22 protein-coding genes and 1 pseudogene are annotated in these 22,675 nt (G+C 64.1%); 9 read left to right on the top strand and 14 right to left on the bottom strand.

The features are described 5' to 3' along the window. Positions 1-59: 59 nt before the first annotated feature. The gene (gene mutY / locus CTR53_RS00230; RefSeq protein WP_290808065.1) at positions 60-1,169 is read left to right on the top strand and encodes an A/G-specific adenine glycosylase; all 1,110 of its coding nucleotides are present in this window, start codon (positions 60-62) and stop codon (positions 1,167-1,169) included. Here mutY and CTR53_RS00235 read toward each other — a convergent pair. Beyond that, positions 1,126-1,896 (bottom strand): crotonase/enoyl-CoA hydratase family protein, encoded by a 771-nt coding sequence (locus tag CTR53_RS00235; RefSeq protein ID WP_290808068.1) that lies wholly within the window; start codon positions 1,894-1,896, stop codon positions 1,126-1,128. The two genes, mutY and CTR53_RS00235, sit on opposite strands and share 44 nt — an antisense overlap. Before the next feature lie 126 nt (positions 1,897-2,022). On the opposite strand from CTR53_RS00235, the gene CTR53_RS00240 reads away from it, so the two are divergent. Then, positions 2,023-3,339 (top strand): 3-deoxy-D-manno-octulosonic acid transferase, encoded by a 1,317-nt coding sequence (locus CTR53_RS00240; RefSeq protein ID WP_290808071.1) that lies wholly within the window; start codon positions 2,023-2,025, stop codon positions 3,337-3,339. A 24-nt stretch (positions 3,340-3,363) separates the two neighbouring features. On the opposite strand, the gene CTR53_RS00245 is transcribed toward CTR53_RS00240, so the two are convergent. From CTR53_RS00245 to CTR53_RS00275, 7 genes and pseudogenes are all read right to left on the bottom strand, one after another. Next, a complete protein-coding gene (locus CTR53_RS00245; protein ID WP_290808074.1) occupies positions 3,364-4,269 on the bottom strand; it encodes an SDR family oxidoreductase in 906 nt (301 codons plus the stop codon). 32 nt (positions 4,270-4,301) lie between these two features. Then, complete coding sequence (locus CTR53_RS00250) at positions 4,302-4,814, bottom strand: HAD family hydrolase (RefSeq protein WP_290808077.1); 513 nt, start codon at positions 4,812-4,814, stop codon at positions 4,302-4,304. Between the two features lie 97 nt (positions 4,815-4,911). Then, on the bottom strand, positions 4,912-5,148 hold the full coding sequence (locus CTR53_RS00255) for a hypothetical protein (RefSeq protein WP_290808080.1): 237 nt from the start codon (positions 5,146-5,148) through the stop codon (positions 4,912-4,914). Between the two features lie 148 nt (positions 5,149-5,296). After that, the gene (locus CTR53_RS00260; RefSeq protein ID WP_290808083.1) at positions 5,297-5,767 is read right to left on the bottom strand and encodes a YcgN family cysteine cluster protein; all 471 of its coding nucleotides are present in this window, start codon (positions 5,765-5,767) and stop codon (positions 5,297-5,299) included. A gap of 64 nt (positions 5,768-5,831) precedes the next feature. Continuing rightward, a complete protein-coding gene (locus CTR53_RS00265; RefSeq protein WP_290808085.1) occupies positions 5,832-7,076 on the bottom strand; it encodes a polyhydroxyalkanoate depolymerase in 1,245 nt (414 codons plus the stop codon). Between the two features lie 192 nt (positions 7,077-7,268). Then, positions 7,269-7,886 (bottom strand): SCO family protein, encoded by a 618-nt coding sequence (locus tag CTR53_RS00270; RefSeq protein WP_290808087.1) that lies wholly within the window; start codon positions 7,884-7,886, stop codon positions 7,269-7,271. Then, positions 7,883-8,206, bottom strand: a pseudogene (locus CTR53_RS00275) (4a-hydroxytetrahydrobiopterin dehydratase); the annotation flags it as partial. The gene CTR53_RS00270 and the pseudogene CTR53_RS00275, both read right to left, overlap by 4 nt. A gap of 117 nt (positions 8,207-8,323) precedes the next feature. On the opposite strand from CTR53_RS00275, the gene CTR53_RS00280 reads away from it, so the two are divergent. After that, complete coding sequence (locus tag CTR53_RS00280) at positions 8,324-8,731, top strand: metallopeptidase family protein (RefSeq protein ID WP_290808089.1); 408 nt, start codon at positions 8,324-8,326, stop codon at positions 8,729-8,731. A gap of 3 nt (positions 8,732-8,734) precedes the next feature. Here the strand turns inward: CTR53_RS00280 and CTR53_RS00285 are convergent, their stop codons facing one another. The 5 genes from CTR53_RS00285 to CTR53_RS00305 all read right to left on the bottom strand — a co-directional run bounded on the left by CTR53_RS00285 (position 8,735) and on the right by CTR53_RS00305 (position 13,517). Beyond that, positions 8,735-10,156, bottom strand: a complete 1,422-nt coding sequence (locus CTR53_RS00285; protein ID WP_290808092.1) for a HAMP domain-containing sensor histidine kinase — start codon at positions 10,154-10,156, stop codon at positions 8,735-8,737. A 126-nt stretch (positions 10,157-10,282) separates the two neighbouring features. Next, complete coding sequence (gene cobB, locus CTR53_RS00290; protein ID WP_290808095.1) at positions 10,283-10,990, bottom strand: Sir2 family NAD+-dependent deacetylase; 708 nt, start codon at positions 10,988-10,990, stop codon at positions 10,283-10,285. Continuing rightward, complete coding sequence (gene thpR / locus CTR53_RS00295; protein WP_290808097.1) at positions 10,987-11,634, bottom strand: RNA 2',3'-cyclic phosphodiesterase; 648 nt, start codon at positions 11,632-11,634, stop codon at positions 10,987-10,989. Before thpR ends, cobB begins: the two co-directional genes overlap by 4 nt. A 51-nt stretch (positions 11,635-11,685) precedes the next feature. Next, positions 11,686-12,744: an NADP(H)-dependent aldo-keto reductase gene (locus CTR53_RS00300; protein ID WP_290808100.1), complete on the bottom strand. Its 1,059-nt coding sequence runs from the start codon at positions 12,742-12,744 to the stop codon at positions 11,686-11,688. A 116-nt stretch (positions 12,745-12,860) separates the two neighbouring features. Further along, positions 12,861-13,517 (bottom strand): arylesterase, encoded by a 657-nt coding sequence (locus CTR53_RS00305; RefSeq protein ID WP_290808103.1) that lies wholly within the window; start codon positions 13,515-13,517, stop codon positions 12,861-12,863. Between the two features lie 32 nt (positions 13,518-13,549). On the opposite strand from CTR53_RS00305, the gene CTR53_RS00310 reads away from it, so the two are divergent. From CTR53_RS00310 to CTR53_RS00320, 3 genes are read left to right on the top strand one after another with little or no spacing between them, the layout of a single operon-like run. Continuing rightward, entirely contained in the window at positions 13,550-14,263 is a 714-nt protein-coding gene (locus CTR53_RS00310; RefSeq protein WP_290808106.1) for an ABC transporter ATP-binding protein, read from the top strand. Next, positions 14,263-16,770: an FtsX-like permease family protein gene (locus CTR53_RS00315; protein WP_290808109.1), complete on the top strand. Its 2,508-nt coding sequence runs from the start codon at positions 14,263-14,265 to the stop codon at positions 16,768-16,770. The genes CTR53_RS00310 and CTR53_RS00315 overlap by 1 nt, the downstream gene beginning before the upstream one ends. Then, complete coding sequence (locus CTR53_RS00320) at positions 16,767-17,375, top strand: class I SAM-dependent methyltransferase (protein WP_290808113.1); 609 nt, start codon at positions 16,767-16,769, stop codon at positions 17,373-17,375. Before CTR53_RS00315 ends, CTR53_RS00320 begins: the two co-directional genes overlap by 4 nt. On the opposite strand, the gene CTR53_RS00325 is transcribed toward CTR53_RS00320, so the two are convergent. Next, positions 17,372-18,562: a Bcr/CflA family multidrug efflux MFS transporter gene (locus tag CTR53_RS00325; RefSeq protein ID WP_290808115.1), complete on the bottom strand. Its 1,191-nt coding sequence runs from the start codon at positions 18,560-18,562 to the stop codon at positions 17,372-17,374. The two genes, CTR53_RS00320 and CTR53_RS00325, sit on opposite strands and share 4 nt — an antisense overlap. A 244-nt stretch (positions 18,563-18,806) precedes the next feature. Between CTR53_RS00325 and CTR53_RS00330 the strand changes: the two genes are divergently transcribed. The 3 genes from CTR53_RS00330 (at position 18,807) to CTR53_RS00340 (ending at position 22,544) form a co-directional block, all read left to right on the top strand. Beyond that, complete coding sequence (locus CTR53_RS00330) at positions 18,807-19,532, top strand: Bax inhibitor-1/YccA family protein (protein WP_290808118.1); 726 nt, start codon at positions 18,807-18,809, stop codon at positions 19,530-19,532. Positions 19,533-19,709: 177 nt separating this feature from the next. Next, the gene (locus CTR53_RS00335; protein ID WP_290808120.1) at positions 19,710-21,215 is read left to right on the top strand and encodes a M81 family metallopeptidase; all 1,506 of its coding nucleotides are present in this window, start codon (positions 19,710-19,712) and stop codon (positions 21,213-21,215) included. Positions 21,216-21,230: 15 nt separating this feature from the next. Next, the gene (locus tag CTR53_RS00340) at positions 21,231-22,544 is read left to right on the top strand and encodes a tetratricopeptide repeat protein (protein WP_290808123.1); all 1,314 of its coding nucleotides are present in this window, start codon (positions 21,231-21,233) and stop codon (positions 22,542-22,544) included. Positions 22,545-22,675 lie beyond the last annotated feature (131 nt).

A 22,675-nucleotide genomic window follows, 5' to 3' on the forward strand; every position in this document is an offset into this window, starting at 1 on the left:
GACCCAGATGCAAGTCCATCTGCATGGCAGGTGGATAAAGTGGATGTTACAGTCTCGCCATGTCGAAAGCCCGCACCAATTCGCCCGATATTGCCGCATTGGTGTTGGATTGGTACGACCGGCACCATCGTAAATTGCCCTGGCGCAGCCCGCCGGGCATGCCGGCGCCCGAACCTTATCGCGTCTGGCTCAGCGAGGTGATGCTGCAGCAGACCACGGTGCCGGCGGTGAAACCCTATTTCGAGAAATTCCTTAAACTCTGGCCCAGCGTGCATGATCTGGCCCATGCGCCGGTCGAGCAGGTGATGGAAGCCTGGGCTGGGCTGGGCTATTACGCGCGCGCCCGCAACCTGCACAAATGCGCCAAGGCCGTGAGTGAGCAGCATGGTGGCACTTTCCCCGGCAGCGCAGCCGGACTGCTCGAACTTCCGGGCATCGGGCCGTATACGGCGGCCGCCATTGCCGCCATCGCCTTCGACGAGCCGGCCGCCGTGCTGGACGGCAATATCGAACGTGTGCTGGCGCGGCTGTTTGCCGTCGAAACGCCGCTGCCGCAGGCACGGACTGAGTTACGCAAGCTCGCGGCGCAGGTAACGCCGCAAAAGCGGCCCGGCGATTTCGCGCAAGGAATGATGGATCTCGGCGCGACTATCTGCACACCGAAAAGCCCTGATTGCCTGCTCTGTCCCTTGCAGGCACGCTGCGAAGGCTTCAGACGCGGTATCGCCGAGACGCTGCCGCGCAAGGCCGCAAAAGCCGCACGCCCGGTGCGCCATACTATCGCCTTCCTGCTGCAGCGAAACGACGACGGCGCCGTGCTGCTGCGCCGCCGGCCGCCGACAGGCCTGCTGGGCGGGATGCTGGAAGTGCCGAGCGCGCCCTGGCGCGACACGCCCTGGGCCAGCGTCGAGGCACTACAACACGCACCGGCGCAGACCGACTGGCTGATGCTGAACGGCGATGCCGTGCATGTATTCACGCATTTCGAACTGCGCATCGGCGCCATGCTGGGCCGCGTCGGCGCGCGTGAGGCCGCAAAACTCGACGGCCAGTGGCAACAGCCGCAGGAGGCGGCTCTGCCCACCGTGATGAAGAAAATGCTCGGCCTGCTGCCGAGCGCAGACATCAAATTGACGAAAAGTCGCCGTGGCGACCGAGCCCGCTCTTGAAGCGGGCGGCACCCTTGATGGCTTCCTGTTCGATGATCGGCAACCCGCCCTCGGCCTCGTCATGCAGCGCGGCATCCAGCGACATGTCCCACTGGCGATAGCTGGAGCCACGGTCGGCCAGCATGCAGGCCTGCGGAAAGCGGCTGATCTCCTCGGCCAGCTGTTCGGCGGCGGTGCGCGCCTCTCCTTTGGGCACAACGCGGTTGGCAAGCCCGATCTGCAATGCCTCCTGAGCGTCAACTGCACGACCGGTCAGGATCATGTCGAGCGCGCGGCTGTGGCCGATCAGTCGCGGCAGACGCACGGTGCCGCCATCGATCAGCGGCACACCCCAGCGCCGGCAGTAGACGCCGAAGGTGGTGTCTTCCTCGGCGACACGCAGGTCGCACCACAACGCAAGTTCCAGCCCGCCGGCGACAGCAAAGCCCGACACCGCGGCAATCACCGGCTTCGACAGCATCAGTCGCGTCGGCCCCATCGGCCCTTCGCTTTCGGGCGAGACGTCGTTGCGCTGATTGCCGTCGGCGACGGCTTTCAGATCGGCACCGGCGCAGAAATGACCGCCCGCGCCCCACAGCACCGCGACCTTCGCCGTGTCATCGGCATCGAAATCCTTGAAGGCCTGACGCAACGCGTCGGCGGTCGGCCGGTCGACAGCATTGCGTGCCTGCGGACGATCGAGAATCACCGTGGTCACCGCGCCGCGCTTGTCCACATGCACCGCCATGGCGTGCCCTCCCGTTATCGTTGCCCATATTGTGCGTCTTGGCACAGGCTGACAGTGCCATTGCCGCGCTGCAAGTGTCGCCTAAACTCTTTCATTGCCCCTCCCGTTACGGCAATCTGCGCCGCAATGAATGGCCAATCAAAATACCAGCCGGCTTTCGACGGGCGGCGTGCGCTGTGGCGCGGCATCGGCCATCTGCTGACGCCGGTCGTCCGCCTGTGGCTGCAGCGCCGCGTGACGCAGGGCAAAGAAAATGCCGCGCGTCTGGGCGAACGTTTCGGCCAGGCCGCGCAGCCGCGTCCGTCCGGCCCGCTGCTCTGGTGCCATGGCGCCAGCGTGGGTGAAGCGCAGGCGCTGCTGCCGCTTTTGCAACATCTGCGCAAAGTCCGGCCGGATCTCACGTTGCTGCTGACCACCGGCACCGTCACCTCTGCTGCACTGGTGGAACAGCGCGCGGCGGACGGCGTGATTCATCAGTTCATCCCCATCGACCTGCCCGATGCCGTGGACAGTTTCCTCGATCACTGGCAACCGGATCTGGTGCTGTGGAGCGAGTCCGATTTCTGGCCGGGGATTCTCGCAGAGCTGCGCCAGCGCGGCATCCCGGCTTTGCTGGCCAATGCGCGGCTGTCGGAACGCTCGGTGTCGCGCTGGCTGCTGGTGCCGAATACCGCGCGCTGGCTGCTGTCGGCATTCGATACGATCTACGCGCAGACCGGCGGCGATGCCGAACGGCTGCTGCGGCTCGGCGCATCCAGGGTGATCGAAGTTGGTAACCTGAAACAGGCGGCGCCGCCGCTGCCGGCGGATGCTGCGGCCCTGTCGGATTGGCGCGCACGGCTGGCCGGCCCACTGCCAACCGGGCGACCGCTCTGGCTCGCTGCCAGCACGCATCCCGGCGAAGAGGTGCAGATCGTCGCCGCGCATCGCCTGCTGAAGCCGCAACTGCCCGGGCTGCTCACCATGATCGTGCCGCGCCATCCCGATCGCGGCGCGGTGCTGCAGCAGGAACTGGCAGCACCGGATGTGAAGATTGCGCTGCGCTCCGCCAGCGAACTGCCGGACGCCGACACCGATCTCTATATCGCCGACACGCTGGGCGAACTCGGCCTGTGGTATCGCCTCGCACCAGTCGTGCTGATGGGCGGCTCGCTGGTGCCGGTGGGCGGCCACAATCCGCTGGAGCCGGCACGGCTCGGCTGCGCCGTGCTGTTCGGCCCGCAGATGTACAATTTCTCCGAAGCGAGCGCCGGCCTGCTGGCCACGAACGCCGCGCGGCTGGTGCAGGACGCACAGGGCATTGCCGGTGCGGTGGCTGCCCTGCTGCAGAATGCTGCACAGCGCGAGGCCATCGCCGCTGCCGGCCAGCGCTTTGCCAGTGCCGACGATACCGTGATCGAACGGCTTAGCCAGGCCGTGCTGGAACGCCTGCCCCGCGGCTGATCAAACGGCGTTGGTGAAGCGCCGTTATTCCACGAACGGCTTGGCGATATGGCCGACTTCTTCCATCGACGAGCCGAAATGCTGCGGCTTCGACATGTCGGTGATCTTGCCATAGTTGGCGGCGAAGTCTTCCACGGTGACCTTGGCGTCGACGCCGAAGAACATGCCCTGCGATTCCATGATCTGCATCTTGGCGTAGAAGCCGGCACCGGCCGAGATGATGTCGCCGGTGGCACCACAGGCTTCCGAGCAGAGATAGACCACGGCCTGCGACACGTATTCCGGCTTGAGATGCGGCAGGAGTTTGGGCGGCAGCAGCGCCTCGGTCATGCGGGTGGCGGCCACCGGCGCAATCGTGTTGACCAGGATGCCGTATTTGGCGCCCTCCTGCTTCAGCGAATTCATCAGGCCGACCACGCCCATCTTGGCGCCGGCATAATTCGACTGGCCGAAATTGCCGTAGAGGCCGGAATTCGACGACGTCATGACGATGCGGCCGTATTGCTGCTGCTGCATGATCGGCCAGGCCGCTTTGGTGACATAGGCCGAACCAAGGAAATGCACGTCGACCACGGTGTCGAAATCGGCGATCTCCATCTTGGCGAAACTCTTGTCGCGCAGAATGCCGGCATTGTTGACCAGGATATCGACACGGCCGAAGGCCTCCACCGCGGTCTTGACGATATTGGCCGCCGAAGCCGCCTCCGACACGCTGTCGTAATTGGCGACGGCCTCGCCGCCTTTCGCCTTGATCTCGGCCACCACCTGATCGGCGGCCTTGGACGAGCCGCCGGTGCCGTCGACGCCACCGCCCAGATCGTTGACCACCACCTTCGCGCCGCGCTCTGCCAGCAGCAGCGCGTGGCTGCGGCCCAGACCTGCGCCAGCTCCGGTGACAATGGCAACGCGGCCCTGGAAATCGATGGCCATGAGAACTCCCCTTCCTGATCAGATATGTTGGATCAGACCTGGTGCGCCAGCAGCAGGTCGCAGACTTCACGCACGGCGCCGTGACCGCCGGCGGTTTCGGTAACATAGGCGGCGGCGTTTTTCACCATCGGCCGGGCATTCGACACCGCAATGGGCAGGCCGACCGCCTCCATCACATCCATGTCGTTGACGTCATCGGCGACATGGCAGACCTCGTTGAGGCCGATGCCGAGTTCGGCGCAAATCTCTTTCAGCCTGGGCAGCTTTTCGTAGACGCCCATCAGGCCGAAGCGGATCTTCAGCCGGTCGACGCGTTTCTGGATCGCCGGCGTGTCGCTGCGGGTGATCAGCGCGACCTCGATACCGGCATCCTTCACCAGCAGAATGCCGAAGCCGTCCTGCACATGGTATTTGCGCAGCTCGCTGCCATCCTCGGCATAGTAGAGCCCGCCATCGGTCAGCGTGCCGTCGAGATCGAGCGACAGCAGCTTCACCGCCCGGAATTTGGCGGCAAGGTCGGCATCGATCGCTGGCAGGCTGAACATGAATTTCCCCGACGTCCCGTAATGGCTGCGCAGATTAGCGGGGAAGCCGGGCGGTATTCCAGTATCGGGAAGGACGTATCGCTACGTCACCAGGCCGTCAGTTCTTCGGTTTTTGCGGAGTCAGCGGTGTTGGGCGCGAGGATGGCGGGGTGCGTTCCTGCAGCCGCAATTCCTGCTGGCGGCGCTGATCCTGCCGCTCGGCTTCCAGGCGGCGCTCGGTCTGCTGCTGCTGGAAGCGCTGCTCGCGTTCCTGCTCCACGCGGCGGGTCTCGGCCTGGATGCGGTCAGCTTCCGTTTGCGGCAAGCCCTGCGCGTAGGCAGGGCCGGCAGCCATGCCGAGCAGAGTGCCAGTAATCAGCCATAAGCGAGAGGATGTAGGTGACATCTGCCTGTCCCGGATAACGCTACTGCAAAGAGAAACGCTGCAGTGGCAATCCTGTTCCACGATTGCCATGCGTAAAACGGGACAAGGTTTTTGAGGCCTAACGCTTCTTCGGCTTCGGCGGACCCTTGTCGTCGAGCCAGTAGACGACGTGGTCTTCCAGCTCGCCGGCGTCTTTCTCGGAAATGCAGCGGCCGGCCGCAGAAATGCCGGCCTGGTGCACGGTCTGGCTGCTGCCGCTTTTCAGCGGATGCCACCAGTAGAGATCCTTGCCCTGGGCCACCAGGCGATAGCCGCAGGTGGCCGGTAGCCAGTTCATCTTCTGCACTTTCGCCGGCGTCAGCTGGATGCAGTCGGGCACGATCTTCTTTCGCTTGGGATAGTTGCTGCACTGGCCGGTGGCGCAATTCAGCAGCTTGCAGGCCACGTTGGTCTGCTCCAGTTCGCCGGTATCCCGGTCTTCCAGCCGGTAGAGACAGCATTTGCCACAGCCGTCGCACAACGACTCCCATTCGGAAGGCGTCATCTGGTCCAGGCGCTTGCGGCGCCAGAAAGGCTCGGAACGGGACATGGCGGCAGATTACGCCGGGACGGCGCGTCTATAAAGGCGGCAGTGGGGACTTAGCGCTTCCCAATTAGCGCTTCTTGGCGGAGTTGCCGTCATGCTGGCGGATGAAGGCCGTGACACGCGGGGCGATCTCGTCGCGCCAGCGCCGGCCGTTGAACACGCCGTAATGACCCACACCGGCCTGCAGGTGGTGCGCCCGCATGGCCTTGGGGATATTCGGGCAGAGGTCGTGCGCCGCCATGGTCTGGCCGACGCCGGAGATATCGTCCTTCTCGCCTTCCACCGTCATCAGGGCGGTCTTGCGGATCGCCTTGGTCTCCACCTTCTCGCCGCGGCAGGTCATGATGCCGCGCGGCAGGGCATGGTCCTGGAACACGGTCTTCACGGTCTGCAGATAGTAGTCGGCCGGCAGGTCCATGACCGCGAGATACTCGTCATAGAAATCGGTATGCGCCTTGGCGCTGTCGCCATCGCCCTTGATCAGGTGATGGAACAGGCGGACATGCGCGCCGACATGGCGGTCCAGGTTCATGGTCATGAAACCGGTGAGCTGGATGAAGCCCGGATAGACCGGGCGCATGAAGCCATCATGCGGGAAGGGCACGCGGTCGATCACGCTATGCTCGAACCATTCGATGGAATGTTCCTGCGCCAGGTTGTTGGGCACGGTGGGGCTGATGCGGGTGTCGATCGGCCCGCCCATCAGGGTCATCGAGCGCGGGGTATGGGCGTCATTCTCGGCCGACATCAGCGCCACGGCGGCCAGCACCGGCACGGAGGGCTGGCACACGCCCATCACATGCGCGCCGGGGCCCAGCGTGACGAAGAATTCGCGGATATAGTCGATGTAATCGTCGAGATCGAACTTGCCTTCGCGCAGCGGCACGTCGCGTGCGTCGATCCAGTCGGTGATATAGACCTCGTGATTGGGCAGCATCGCCTCGACCGTGCCGCGCAGCAGCGTGGCATAGTGGCCCGACAGCGGCGCCACGATCAGCAGCTTGGGGTCGTTGCGGTCCTCGCAGCCTTCGCGCTCGAAATGCTTGAGGCGGCAGAATGGCAGGTTGAGCACGTCATGCTCGGTCACCTTGCGCTCGGTGCCATTCACCATCGTGGTGGCGAGGCCGAATTCCGGCTTCGGGTAACGGCGGGTGATGTTGCTGAAGACTTCCAGGCCGGCGGCCAGCGTGCGTGCCGCTGCCGTGTAGTTCATCGGCAGGTAGGGCAGCTTGAGCGCCAGCGTCTGCATCTCGGCCATGGCGCGGACCGGCTGCAGGGCGGCATGCTGAAGTTCATAAAGTGAGTAGAGCATCAGGTCCCACCCTTCTGCGGGGGCGCGGCCGGAGTAAGGCGACCGCAAAACAAACCTCGGACAAAAGCGTTAGAGAATCGTGCTCTGCCACCGTTCGGTCACAGCTTACGCTGCTTCGTCAGTGGCCGCACGATTTATTTTGCGCCGCAACATATGCGTGCAGGCAAGTAGAAATCCAGTAATCTCAAATGATTAAAGGCGCTGGCGGATCCGCTGCACCATTTGCTCCGGCGTCGCATCATGCCGGAAATGGGTGAGATACTGCCCTTTTCCGTCCATCAGGTAGATGAAGCCGGAATGGTCGACCGAGTAGCCGAGGCTCGAATCCTTCAGCACGACCTTCTGGTAGTAGACCCGATAGGCCTTGGCCACGGCGGCGATCTGCTCCGGTGTGCCTGTCAGGCCGATCAGGCGCTCGTGGAAGGCCTGCACATACTCTTTCATCACTGGCGCGGTGTCGCGTTCGGGATCGACAGTGATCAGGATCGGCTGCACCTTGGCGGCATCGGCGCCAAGCTGGTCCATCGCCAGCGCAATCGTCTGCAAGCCGGTCGGGCAGATATCGGGGCAGTTGGTGAAGCCGAAATAGACCAGCATCAGCTTGCCCGCGAAATCCTTGTCGGTGACAGGTTTGCCGTCCTGGTTGGTGAGCGCGAACGGCCCGCCGATGCTGACCACGCCGCTGCCGGCAGTGTCGTCGCCGCGCTGCGGCAGCAGATAAGGCATGGCGAGATAGCCGACGACGCCGAACAGCGCGATGATGGCGGCCAGAACCAGGCCGCGTTTCAGACCGCGGGATGCCGCACTCATGACTTCACCTTTCCGCCCATTGATGCGGCGGCGCCGTCGATGAAGGCCGCCAGCTTCACGTCGCGCTCGCTCAGGCCACCCGCATCATGCGTGGTCAGCGTGATCTCGACGCGATTGTAGACGTTGAACCATTCGGGATGATGATCGGCCTTGTCGGCCTGGATGGCGACGCGGGTCATGAAGCCGAAGGCGGTGTTGAAATCGGCGAAGACGAAAGTCTTCACGATGGCATCGCGGCCTTTGACTTCCTGCCAGCCGGCCAGTGCCTGCAATGCAGCCTGGCGGGCGGCACCTTCCAGTTTCGCAATGGCCATGTCATCCTCCTCACGGCTTCGTCTTCACGGGGCTGTGAAGATGCGCCCTGATTTCCGGCGCAGAAAGTAACGCGCCGGATATGCCGGTTCAACCTTGCCTGTTCCGCTGAGACCTTCTGCCGCATGACCGATGTCGCCAAACTGACCGCGCCCAGCCTGGACGATCTCGCCGCGATTGCCGAGGCCGAGCTGAAACGCCTGCGCCCCGCGCTGGGCCGCTATATCGACGGTGTGCCGATCCAGGTGGCGGAATTTCCCGATGACGAGGTGCTGCAGGAAATGGGCTGCGAGACGCCGTTCGACCTGCTCGGGCTCTATACCGGCGGCAGCTTCCTGACCGAGCAGCGCGGCGAGACCGGCACGATGCCGGCGATGATCTTCCTCTATCGCCGGCCGCTGCTGGATTACTGGTGCGAGAACGGCGACTCCCTGCGCCATGTCGTGCGCCATGTGCTGATCCACGAGATCGGCCATCATGTCGGCCTGTCGGACGACGACATGGACCGCATCGAAGCCAGCGTTCCCGATTAGCGTTTAATCCGCTGCACTATCCCGCGCATGACCGCGCGGCAGCGTGACGATGGCACGCGTGCCACGACCGGGCACGGAATCGAGTTCGAGCGGTGCGCCATGCAGTTCGGCCAGGCTGTTGGCCAGCGCCAGACCCAGCCCGGTGCCGCGTTCGCTGTCGGCCACCATGCCGCTGACCTGGCCGAACGGCGTCATCGCGATCTGCATCTGTTCGGTCGTCATGCCCGGACCGTTGTCGCTGATGACGAAGCGGATGTGACGCTCGCCGGCTTCGGCGACGATGCCGACCTCGCCGCCGGGCGGCGAGAATTTCAGCGCATTCGACAGCAGGTTGACCAGCATCTGCTTGATCGCGCGCGCATCGCCGAAGACCGATGGCAGATCCGGCGGCACATCGACCGCAACCCGCGTGCCGCGCATATGCGAGAGGCCGGACACCAGCACGAGGCTGGCGCGCGCCAGTTCGTGCGGCGCCAGATGCTCGCGATGCAGCTCCATGCGGCCGGCCTCGACCTTGGAGAGATCGAGCACGTCGTTGATCAGCGACAGCAGATGCTGGCCGCTTTCGCGGATGTCGCGCGCATATTCCATGTATTTATTGTGGCCAAGCGGGCCGAAAATCTGCCGCTCCAGCACCTCGCCGAAACCGATCACGGCATTCAGCGGCGTACGCAGCTCATGGCTGACATGGGCGACGAAATCGCTTTTGACACGGGCGGCCTGCTCGGCCTGCATCTGCGCTTCCGCGGCGCGACGCAACGCCTGTTCCAGCCGGGCGGCCTGCTGTTCGGCGGCGCGGCGGCCGAGATAGGTGACGCGGCGCTGGCGTTCGTAGATGTAGTTCGAGAAGAAGCCGATCGCAAAAGCCGTCATCATGATCAGCTGGTAAACGACGAAATCCTCCTGCGTGCCGAGGCCGAAGGCGAGGTAGGCAGCATCCAGCAGCGCCACCACGATCAGCACCGACAGCGAGGCACGCAGCGTGCCCAGGCGCAGCACCACGAAGATGCCGATGATGATCAGGATGACGCAGTCGAGATAGAGCGGCAGCAGCTGCGGCGGCGCCAGCGCGACAATACCGATATAGCCGATGCCGACCGAGAGTGCGCCGATCTGCATGACCAGTTGGTGATGCGGCTGCACGCGCGGGGAATATGAGGCAGCGAAGGCCGCCAGCAGCACCAGGATGCTGGTGCCGCGGATGACACTCATCGCCAGCGCGGCTGGTGCGAACAGCCAGTCGGTGATGCCGAAGCTGGCGAACAGCACGGCGGCCAGGCCGAGTGCCAGCCGCGCATAGACGATCGCGCTCGGCCCCTCGGCCTGCTGGAACTCGCGCTCCTTGGCCGCATCGGCAAAAGCAGTGTCGTACCAGCGCAGGGCGGTCGCAGACGAGTATACGGAGGTGTTCGGAGAAACAGTCATGGCGGGTGACAAGAACTAGTCATACCCGCCACTTGCCCGCAACCGGGAATCAAGACACGGAACCAGTTTCAACCTCTGCGGCGCATAGCCACACAGAATCTAAGCCGCGAGTATCAGGTCTGCAGGTCATGATTTAAGCAGGCGTTCGACGAAGGTTGGTACCACTTCTGTCGCCGGACCGTATATTTTCTCGGCGAACAGCGAAAAGCCGTCGGAAGGGTCGAGATTGAGTTCGACCGTATGGGCTATGCCGCGCCGGCGCACATCGGCGACGAATCCGGCCGCCGGATAGACCTGACCCGAGGTGCCGATCGAGACGAACAGGTCGCACAGCGCCAGCGCGTCGTAGACCGCCTCCATGTAGAGCGGCATTTCGCCGAACCAGACCACATGCGGACGCAGCCGGCCGGTGGTGGCGCAGGCCGGACAGGTGGTGGCGAGATCGAGATCCTCGCGCCAGGCCCGCACGGCATCGCAGGCCTCGCAGCGGATCTTCAGCAGCTCGCCATGCATGTGCAGCAGCTTGCGCGAGCCGGCGCGCTCATGCAGATCATCGACATTCTGCGTCACCAGCAAAAAGTCGCCGTCGAACCTCTGCTCCAGGTCCGCCAGCGCCACATGCGCTGCATTGGGCATGGCTTCGACCAGGTTCCTGCGTCGCGCATTGTAGAAGTCATGCACCAGCACGGGGTTGCGCGCGAAGCCTTCCGGCGTCGCCACATCGTTGAGATCGTATTTGGTCCAGAGGCCGTCCTTGTCGCGGAAGGTGCCCAGACCTGATTCGGCCGAGATACCGGCGCCGGTCAGGACAACAATCGACTTAGGTCGCGTCACTCAGCACCGTAGGCCGCCGCTTCCGCCTTGTCCCAGTCGCCGTGATCCTGATCCCAGGCATCCGCCTCATCGGCCATCCAGTCGTGTTCGGCATCTTCGGCGATGCCGCCGTCGAGGCGATAGACCTGTTCCGGCGTATAGATCGCGCCCGACGAGGACAGGAAGCTGGAATAGAGTGTGAAGCGGTCGCAGCGAGTGCGCGGACCGGCATAGAGCGCATGATGGCTCAGGAAGGCGCCGATGCGATCGAGCGGTGCATTGTTCAGTCGCGCCAGCGTGACATGCGGCGCAAACTTGCGGCGATCGGGCGCGATGCCGGAGCGCAGCACGGCATTGTCGACCTTTTCCTGCAGGCGGTTGAGCGCCGCATTGGGGCGCACGCCAACCCAGAGCGAGTTGGCCTTGCGCTTGTCGCCGAAGGTGCCGACGCCGAACAGTTCGAGGTCGAAATCCGGCATCGTGATGGTGGCGAGGGCGTCCGACACCGTGCGGGCGGTGCGGCCGTCGACTTCGCCGATAAAGCGAAGCGTGAGGTGAAACTGGTCGGGATTGACCCAGCGCGCGCCAGGCACGCCAGCGCAGAGTGCGGCCAGCGAACGGCGAATCTCTTCGGGGAAACTCAGGGCGACGAACAAGCGGATCATGGCTGGGCCCTCCGCTGAAAGTGACCTTGCGGCCCGGAACGAACGCTGAGGTTATGCGCTCGGGTTCGGATATTCGCGGTGTATCGCTTCGATCCCGTCGAGTACCTCCTTCGAGAGTTTCACGTTGATGCTGTCGATATCGGCCTTCAGCTGTTCCATGCTGGTGGCGCCGATGATGTTGCTGGCCACGAAGGGCTTGGCATTTACGAAGGCCAGCGCCATCTGCGACGGATCGAGGCCGTGCTGCTGCGCCAGCGCCACATACTTTTCCGTCGCCTTCTCGACGCGCGGATTGCTGTAGCGCGTGAAACGGCTGAACAGCGTGAGGCGCGCGCCCGGCGGCTTGGCGCCGCCGAGATACTTGCCGCTGAGCACGCCCATGGCGAGCGGCGAATAGGCCAGCAGGCCGACCTCTTCCATCCTGGTGACTTCAGACAGCGAGGATTCGTACCAGCGATTGAGCAGGCTGTAGGGATTCTGGATCGACACGAGGCGCGGCCGGGCTTTGTCGGCATCGGCATCCTTCAGATGCTGCATCACGCCCCAGGCGGTTTCGTTTGACACGCCCATATGGCGGATCTTGCCGGCCTTCACCAGCTCACCCATCGCATCCAGCGTTTCGGCGATGGCAATCGAGGCTTCGTCGTTCCACGGATATTCGGCGCGGCCGAAATTGGTCGTCAGGCGGTCCGGCCAGTGCGTCTGATAGAGATCGATATAGTCGGTCTGCAGACGCTTCAGGCTCTTGTCGACCGCTTCGAAAATCTGCTTGCGGCCTAAATTCGGCGGCTGCTTGTCATTGCGCAGCCAGTCGAACTCACCGCGCGGACCGCCGCCACGCCCGGCCACCTTGGTGGCCAGCACGATCTTGTCGCGATCCTTGCGCTTCTTCAGCCAGGTGCCGATGTAGCTCTCGGTGCGGCCCTGCGTTTCAGCCTTGGGCGGCACCGGATACATCTCGGCGGCATCGATGAAGTTGATGCCGTGGTCCAGCGCATAATCCAGCTGGGCATGCGCCTCGGCTTCGGTGTTCTGCTCGCCCCAGGTCATGGTTCCAAGACAGATCAGGCTGACCTGAATGTCGGTGCGGCCTAAGCGACGGAACTCCATGACAAACTCCCAACTCAATACGGGTATGAAACACCGCCCCAGTTATATGGCGGTGTGTTTCGGCGATGGGGCCATTTTGTCGGCCAGACTCGGCTTTTTCAACAACGAATTGAGGGTTACTGACCCAGGAACCGCAAAATGTGGGGCATGGTGCGGTCTACCATGATGGCAACACCCTCGCGGGTCGGATGGATCCCGTCGCTCAGATTCAGCCGGGCCTCGCCGGCCACGCCTTCCAGGAAGAAGGGATAGAGCGGCACGTTATGCTTGGCGGCCAGATCAGGATAGATGGCGTTGAAGCGGCGGCCGTAATCGGCGCCCAGATTGGGAGCGGCCAGCATGCCCATCAGCAGCACCGGCAGGTTGGCCTGTTTCAGTTTTGTAAGAATCCCATCCAGATTGGTGCGCGCCTGCTCCGGCGCCAGGCCGCGCAGCATGTCATTGGCGCCCAGTTCGACGATCACATGGGTCGGCTTGTCGGCCAGCGCCCAGTCGAGCCGCGACGCCGCCGCCGCCGTGGTATCGCCGGAGACGCCGGCATTCATCACCGTGGCGTGGACGCCCTTCGCCTTCAGCGCCTTTTCAAGCTGGGCCGGATAGGAGGCATCCGGTGGCAGGCTGTAGCCCGCCACAAGGCTGTCGCCGAACACCAGCAGCTTGATGGGCGCCTGAGCATGGGCACCGGCTGACAACAGCGTGATCAGCATCACCGCCAGCAGGACTGCGACATTGTGACAGCCACGGAAAAACCCATATCTTTCGTATAACTTCACGATCTGCCTTCCTGACGGGGACCTGACCAATAATGGCGTCATCCAGCGCGAACCCCATCGTTCAACTGAACGATGTGCACCTCACTCTCGCCAGCACGGCCGGGCCGGTCAATATCCTGCGCGGCATTGACCTGGATGTGATGCCGGGCGAGCGCATCGGCATCGTAGGGCCGTCGGGTTCCGGCAAGTCCACCCTGCTGGCGGTGCTGGCCGGGCTGGAACGCGTTACCAGCGGCAAGGTTCAGGTCGCCGGCGCCGACCTCAATGCGCTGAACGAGGACAGGCTGGCGCTGTGGCGCCGCAGCCGCGTCGGCATCGTGTTCCAGAGTTTCCATCTGATCCCCACCATGACGGCGCTGGAAAATGTCGCTGTGCCGCTGGAACTGGCGGGTGCAACTGATGCCACCGAACATGCGCGCGCAGCCCTGGCGCAGGTCGGGCTGGCGCAGCGCGAGACGCATTATCCGGCGCAGCTGTCGGGCGGCGAGCAGCAGCGTGTGGCGCTGGCCCGCGCCGTGGCGCCGCATCCGGCCCTGCTGCTGGCCGACGAGCCGACCGGCAATCTGGATGGCAGCACCGGCCATGCCATCATCGATCTGATGTTCGGCGAAGCGGCAAAGCTGAACTCCACGCTGATCCTGATCACGCATGACGAGAACCTTGCCGCACTCTGTGACCGCGTGGTGCGCATCGAGGATGGCAAGGTGAAGAGCATCGAGAATCGCACACAGCAGGCGGCCGACTGATGCTGTCGCTGCGATTTTCGCTTCGTGAACTGCGCGGCGGCCTGCGCGGCTTCCGCCTGTTCGTCGCCTGCCTCGGCCTTGGCGTTGCGGTCATTGCCGGTATCGGCACGCTCGGCGCGTCCATCGTCGCCGGTCTGGAACGCGACGGCCGCAGCCTGCTGGGCGGCGATATCGAATTCCGCCTGATCCATCGCCCGACCACGCCGCAGGAGCAGGCTTTCCTCGAAAGTCAGGGTCAGGTGTCGCAGGCCGTGCAGATGCGCGCCATGGCGCATGCGCTGCGCAGCGACCAGCGCACGCTGATAGAGCTGAAAGCCGTCGACAACGCCTACCCGCTCTATGGCCGCATTGATCTGGAACAGCCGGGCAAGCTTTCCGATCTGCTGGCGATGAAGAACGGCGTGCCGGGCGCGGCCGTCGATCCGCAGACACTCATTCGCCTGGATGCGGCCATCGGCGACAGGCTGAGCATCGGCGAAGCCGAATTCGAGATCCGCGGCGTAATCACGCGTGAACCCGACCGCGCCACCGAAGGCCTGACGCTCGGCCCGCGCGTCATGATTGCGACCGCAGCGCTCGACGCCACGAAACTCGTACAGCCCGGCACGCTGGCCTATTGGCATTACAGCGTGAAGCTGACCTCCGGCCTGATGGCACCGCAGATGCAGGAGATGGCCAAGCGCGAGTTTGCCGAATCCGGCTGGCGCATCCGCGACTGGAAGGAAGGCAGCCCCGGCGTGCGGCGCTTCCTCGACCGCGCCGGTCTGTTCCTCGTGCTGGTCGGGCTCACTGCTCTGTTGATCGGCGGTGTTGGCGTCGCCAACGCGGTCCATGCGCATCTGAGCGGCAAGACGCCGACGATTGCGACGCTGAAATCGCTCGGTGCCACATCCGGACTCATTTTTCGCGTCTATCTCTGGCAGACGCTGGTGCTGGCGGTGGTCGGCATCGGTATCGGTCTGGTGGTAGGTGCTGCTTTGCCCAACCTCGCCGCCGGCGCGCTGGCCGAAATCCTGCCGCTGCCGCTGGTGCCGGGTTTCTACTGGCAGCCGCTGGCGCTTGCAGCAAGCTACGGCCTGCTGGTGGCGCTGGCCTTCACCATCTGGCCGCTGGCGCGTGCCGCCGAAATTCGGCCGGCCGCCTTGTATCGCGATCTGGTCGCGCCGGGCCGCCGCCTGCCCCGCCCCGGCTATGTGGTCGCCACGCTGGCACTGTTTGTTGCGCTGGCCGCCCTCGCCATCCTCGGCACCGAGGAACGCCGCTTCGCGATGTCCTTCGTCTTTGCCGCCGTCATTGCCTTCGTGCTGTTCCGCGTGATCGCCGCCGGCGTGGCGAAAGTGGCGCGGCGCATCCGCCCGCGCGACGTGCGGCTGAAACTCGCCTTTGCCAGCCTGCACCGGCCGGGTGCCGCCACCGCCGCTTTGCTGTTGTCGCTCGGCGTCTCACTCACCTTGCTGGTGGCGATCACGCTGGTGGAAAGCAACCTGCATGCCCAGGTCGAGGAACGCCTGCCTGACGAGGCACCGGCCTTCTTCTTTGTCGACATCCAGCCGAACCAGATGGACGACTTCCGCGCTACCGTGCTGGGGTCAGCCGGTGCGCGCGACCTTGAAACCGTGCCGAATATGCGCGGCCGCATCACACAGGTGAAGGGCGTCCCCTCGGCGCAGATCGACGTGGCACCGGAACAGCGCTGGGTGCTGCAGGGCGACCGCGGCCTCACTTACGCGCGCGACCTGCCGGCCGGCTCGACCCTGACGGCCGGGCAATGGTGGCCGCGCGACTATAATGGCCCACCGCTGATCTCCATCGAGGAGAAGGCCGCAGCCGGGCTGAATGTGGGCGTCGGCGACAAGCTGACGGTGAATGTGCTGGGCCGCGACATCGAGGCCGAGATCGCCAGCATCCGCCGGCTCGACTGGAGTTCGATGGGCATCAATTTCGTGCTGGTCTTCTCGCCCGGCCTGCTGGAACGCGCACCGCATACCTTCCTCGCCACCGTGAAAGCCGGCCCGGCGGCGGAACTGAACCTGTTCCGCAGTGTGACGCAGACCTATCCCAATATCTCGGTCGTGCGCATGAAAGATGTACTCACCGAACTGAACACCATCGTGCTGAAACTCGGCGCTGCCGTGCGCGGCGCAGCTGCGATCACACTGGTCGCCGGACTGATCGTCCTGGCCGGCGCACTGGCTGCCGAACATCGCCGCCGCCTGAAGGAAGGCGCCATATTGAAAGCGCTGGGTGCGACACGCCGCGACGTGATCCTGGCGCATGTGATCGAATATGGCAGCGTCGGCCTGGTCGGTGCGACGCTGGCCTTCCTGCTCGGCTGGGCGGCGGCCTGGGCGATGGTGACAGTGATGATGGGCGCACAATTCTACTTCGCACCCGGCGTGGCGGCGGCGACCGCTCTGGGCGGCGTGGCGGCTACCTTGCTGCTGGGCCTGGCCGGCGCCTGGCAGGCACTGGCGGCGAAACCCGCACCGCTGCTGCGCAGCGTATGACGACCGCGCGACCGGAAGACATCGCCGGCATCTACGAACGCAAGGCGCGCGAATTCGATACCGGCCGCAGCCGTGTGCTGTTTGAGCGCGCGTGGCTGGAGCGCTTCGCCGCCTTGCTGCCCGAAAACGCCGCCGTGCTGGATCTAGGCTGCGGCCATGCCGAGCCGATCGCAAGCTGGCTGATCGCGCAGGGTTTCAGCGTCACCGGTGTCGATACATCGCCCAGCCTGCTTGCGCTCTGCCGCCAGCGCTTCCCGGACCATCATTGGATCAAGGGCGACATGCGCGGCCTTGCACTGGAGCACAGATTCAACGGCATTATCGCCTGGGACAGCTTTTTCCACCTGTCACATGACGACCAGCGCGCCATGTTCGAGGTCTTCCGCGCCCATGCCGCGCCCGGTGCAGCGCTGATGTTCACCAGCGGGCCTGAACATGGCGAGGCCTTTGGCGACCATGCCGGCGAGGCACTGTATCACGCCAGCCTGGCGCCAGAGGAATACCGCGCATTGCTGTCAGCGGCAGGATTCGATGTGGTGGGCTACACGGCGAATGACGCCGACTGCACCAGCCATACCGTGTGGCTGGCGCAGCGACAGCGTTAGCGCACCAGGATCAGCCGCACCGACAGGCCGGTAATACCGCAGGCGGCAACGATCATGCCCATGCCGAGCGACGGGCTGGCATGCAGCAGGCTGACGAGGCCGCTGGTCAGCGCGCCCAGACCGAACTGCATCGTGCCGATCAGCGCTGCGGCCGACCCGGCGCGATGCGCCTCGGTTGCCATCGCACTGGCGGCGGCGTTGGGCAGCACCGCACCCAGGCTGGTGATGTAGAGGAACAGTGGAATCCACACGCCCCAGATGCCGCCGATGGAAAAGGCCGTGCAGACCAGCAGCAGCAGGCCGGCCGTCGCCATGGAAAACAGCGCAACGATCAGCACTTCATCCAGCGTGAAATGACGCAGCAGCGCGCGGTTGACCTGCGAGAAGCCGATGATGCCCACCGCATTGATGCCGAAGACCCAGCCAAACGCCTGCGGCGACAGCTGGTAGAGATCGATGAACACGAAGGGCGAGGCCGCGATATAGGAGAACAGCCCGCCGAGGCCGAAGCTGGAAGCCAGCGCATAGCCCATATAGCGCCGCGTGGTCAGCAACTCGGCATAGACGCGCAAAGCCGAGCCGAGCGTCAGCCGCATGTCCGGTTGGGGCCCACGCGTCTCGCGCAGCCAGAGCCGGGCTGAAATCATCACCAGCGTGGCAAACCCCGCAATCAGCCAGAAGATCGCATGCCAGTCGAATACCGCCAGAACCGCACCGCCGAGCATCGGTGCCAGGATCGGCGCCACACCGGTGACCAGCATCAGCAGCGACATGACCCGTGCGCCCTCGCGCGGCTCGAACAGGTCGCGCACCATGGCACGCGAAATCACCATGCCGGCGCAGGAGCCGAAGGCCTGCACGAAACGCGCAGCGATCAGGCTGTCGATACTGGGCGCCAGGGCGCAGGCGACCGAGGCGCCGATATAGAGCAGGTTGCCGACCAGCAGCGGGCCGCGCCGGCCATAGCGGTCGCTGAGCGGCCCGAGGATCAGCTGGCCGATGGCGAGACCGAGGAAAAACACCGACAGCGTACGCTGTACCCCGCCCGAGTCGGTATTCAGCGTGCGCTCCAGCGCCGGCAGGCCGGGCAGATACATATCGACCGCCAGCGGCGTGAAGGCGCTCAACGCACCGAGAATCAGGGTCAGGCGCAACAGCGAGGTGGTCGCGCGCGGGTTGTCGGTCATGAAACTTTCATAGAATTTGGCGGTTTTCCGCCATCAACTGGGAACCCCGCCTTTGTACGCCATGCGTCCGCACCTGACGAGAGCCGGCATCACGCAATCGGCATTGGGCGGTTTCCGTACCGCTTTCTGAAAAATCGCCGTCACCAGAAAGACTTATAAAGAAATTTTATGCCAGTTTTATTCTTGAATTTCGCCCCGGCACTGACAATATGCTGGGAACAACATTTGTCTGAGGAGGCAACCTATGGCGACCCCGTTCAATCAGCCGCGCTATGGCTACGGCACCACCACGGTCGACCGTGCAGTGGTGGATCAGGCCCTGCGCAGCTACATGCTGCGGGTCTACAACTACATGGGCTCGGGCCTGGCGCTGAGCGCCATCGTCGCCCTCGTGGTTTCGCAGTCTCCCGCCCTGATGAGCACGCTGTTCACCGGCGGCCTCGGCTTTGTCGTCATGCTGGCCCCGCTCGGCCTGCTGCTGGTGATGAGCTTCGGCGCCAACAAGCTGTCGGCGGCTGCGATCCAGGGCCTGTACTGGGCCTTCACCGCCACGATGGGCCTGTCGCTGTCGACCATCTTCATGGTCTATACCGGCACCTCAATCCTGCGGATCTTCTTCATCACCGCCGCGATGTTCGGCGCGATGAGCCTGTGGGGCTACACCACCAAGCGCGACCTGACCGGCATGGGCACGTTCCTGTTCATGGGCGTGGTCGGCCTGCTGATCGCCAGCGTGGTGAACATCTTCCTGGGCTCGAGCGTGCTGCAGTTCGCCATCTCGGCGATCACCGTGCTGGTCTTCACCGGCCTGACTGCCTTCGATACGCAGCGCATCAAGTCGGAATTCTATGAAGGCGACGCCGCCGATATCCAGACCAAGCAGGCGATCTTCGGCGCCACCTCGCTGTATGTGAACTTCCTGAACATCTTCATGGCCCTGTTGCAGCTGTTCGGCCAGAAGAACGAGTGATCCCGGCTTAACCCGGTTTCAGACAGGCCTCGGCAGGCAACTGCCGGGGTCTTTTTTTGTGCAGTGCCGAACCAGTATCAAACCATTCGCTTCCCCCGTGACAAGCCCGATCCGGCAGCCGTAAGCTGAATTCATCTGCTTACGAACAAGACCCAGAACACAAGGATTGCCGGCCCCATGAAACTTGTCCTCGCGATGGTGAAGCACGAGACCAACACCTTCTCGCCGCTCGTCACCGATTTCGCCCGTTTCGAAGCCTGGGGGCTGTATACCGGCCAGGCCGCCATCGACGCCTATGGCAAGACCAACATGCCGCTCGGCGTCTATCTGAACCTGGCGAAGGAATACGGTGCCGAGGTGGTGCTGCCGATGGCCGCGGAAGCCATGCCGAGCGGGCCGGTCACCGCCGATGCCTACAAGCGCCTGACCGATCCGATCCTGGAGGCGGTGCGGGCCGGCTGCGATGGCTGCCTGCTCGACCTGCATGGCGCCATGGCCGTCGAAGGCCTGGAAGACGGCGAAGGCACCTTGCTGGAGAATATCCGCAAGATCGCACCCGATCTGCCGATTGCCGTCACGCTCGACCTGCATTGCAACCTGACGCCGAAGATGGTGAACAACTGCACGGCGCTGATCGGCTACAAGACCTATCCGCATGTGGACATGGACGTGGTGGCCGGCCAGGTCGGCCGCGTGGTGATGGACTATCTCGCGGGCAAGCGGGCCAAGCCGGCGATGGCGCTCCGCCAGTTGCCGCTGCTGTCGCAGACGCTGTGCCAGGGCACGGACGATGAGCCGATGAAGTCGGCGATCCAGGCTTGTGTCGATGAAGAGGCGAAAGGCCTGCCCTGCGCCAGCGTGTTCGGCGGCTTTGCCATGGCCGACATCAAGGAAGCCGGCACCACTGTGATCACGGTCGGCAAGGATCAGAAGGAAGCCGATGCTGCCGCCGACATCATCGCCGCCAAGGTATGGGACAAGCGCGATCTGCATATCTACCAGCATCGCGACCTGGGCGACACGGTGGCCAAAGCCAAGCGCGAGGGCGCGAAAAATCTCGGCGGGCCGGTCATTCTGCTCGATCATGCCGACAACTGCGGCTCGGGCGGCACGCAGGATGTGATGATGGTGATCGCCGAAGTGCTGAAGCAGGGCCTGGAAGACGTCGCCGTCGGCGCGGTCTGGGATCCGGCGGCTGTCGAGGCAATGCAGAAGGCCGGCGTCGGCGCGACCGTCACACTCGATCTCGGCGGCAAGAGCGACATGCCGTCGCTGCAGCTGAAGGGCAAGCCGCTCAAGGTGACCGGCAAGGTCAAGACACTGACCGACGGCGAATGGATCGTGCGTGGCCCGATGTATAACGGCTACAAGGTGATGATGGGCCCGACGGCGGTACTGGACGTCGAAGGGCGCATGCAGATCGTGATCGTCTCGCGCCATCACGAACCCTGGGATACCGGCGTGTTCCGCTCGGTCGGCATCGAGCCCGAGCACAAGAAATTCCTGCTGCTGAAATCGCGCATCCATTATCGCGCCGGTTTCGCGCCCCTTGCGAAAGCAACTTTCACCCTGGACGGCGAAGGCGTCACCACCTCCGACAACAGCATCATCCCCTACAAGAACGTGCGCCGGCCGATCTATCCGCTCGACAAGATCAACGACTGGCAGGACGCCGCCAAGTGAGTTGGGCGAAATAGCATGCTCAAGGATCGCTGGGATCTCGACATCGCCACCGATAATCCGGCGGCCATTGAAGGCCTGAACACCTTCGACACCAGCTTTCTGACCTACGGCACCACGGCAGGCGCGATCTGGGATGCGGCGCGCGCGGACCCAGCCTGCGTGATGGCGCAGGCCAAGGCGGCGGCGCTGGAGATGTTCCTGCAGACCGGTGAGTCGATCACGAAAGCGCAACTCTGGCTGCGCAATGCGGACCCGCATCTTGCAAAAACAACAGAGCGCGAGCGGCTGTGGCATGCGCAGGTGTCCGCCTGGGTGGCCGGCGATGTCGAGACAGCCATCGCGCTAACCGAGGAGATCGCCACGCGCTGGCCGCAGGATCTGGCCGCTGTGAAGATGACGCAATTCCACATGTTCCATGTCGGCGACCTGGCCGGCATGCTGCGCATCGCGGAATTCGCTCTGCCGCATCACCGCGATGCGGCTGAAATGCACGGCATGCTGGCTTTCGGCCTGGAAGAGATGAACCGGCTGGATGAGGCCGAAACCGCGGCGCGGCAGGCCATCGCGCTGAAACGCTGCGAACCCTGGGCGCATCACGCGCTGGCGCATGTGATGGAAACCCAGGGGCGCTGCGCCGAGGGTCTGGAGACCATGCTCGGTTTCGCCGATTGCTGGACCGACAAAAATTCCTTCATGCGCAGCCACAACTGGTGGCATACCGCGCTGTTCGCCATCGATGCCGACCGGCCCGACGAGGCGCTGCGTCTCTATGACGAGCAGGTCTGGGGCGTATGGAAGGAGTATAGCCAGGACCAGGTGAATGCCGTGGCGCTGCTGGCACGGCTGGAATTTGCCGGGCTGGAGATCGGCGCACGCTGGCAGGATGTCGCCGATTACATCGAAAAGCGCGGCCCCGAACACGTTGAACCGTTCCTGGATGCGCATTACCTGCTGGCACTCAGCCGCGCCGGGCGCGAGGCCGCAGCACAGGAATTGCTCCGCAGCCTGCGCGACTATGTCGCCGGCCAGCCCGAACAGCTGACGACGCGCATCTGGCGCATGGTCGGCCTGCCGCTGGCCGAAGGGACAGCGGCCTACGGACGCGGCGACTGGCGGCAGGTATACGAAAAATTACCTCGGGCGCTGGAGGGCCTGCAGCAGATCGGCGGCAGCCATGCGCAGCGCGATCTGTTCTGGCAGCTCTGGCTGCAGGCCGGTGCGAAAGCCGGCGAGAAAGCCGCGATAAAGCCGTATCTGGAGCGTCGTCTGCAGGAGCGTCCGGGTGTCGCGAAACATCGTCGCGAACTCAGCCAGCTGCTGCGGGTGTAAATTTTCTGTGAACCGGTATGGCGCCGCAGGAAAAATATCGCCCATTGCCGATTGCCTGCGACAGGCGCAACGTGGAGCCGATGCAGCCGGCGATTCGTCGAATGATCGCGAGGCGCCGGTTTGCAGCACAT

The organism is Ferrovibrio sp. (assembly GCF_002796975.1).
GTDB lineage: Bacteria > Pseudomonadota > Alphaproteobacteria > Ferrovibrionales > Ferrovibrionaceae > Ferrovibrio.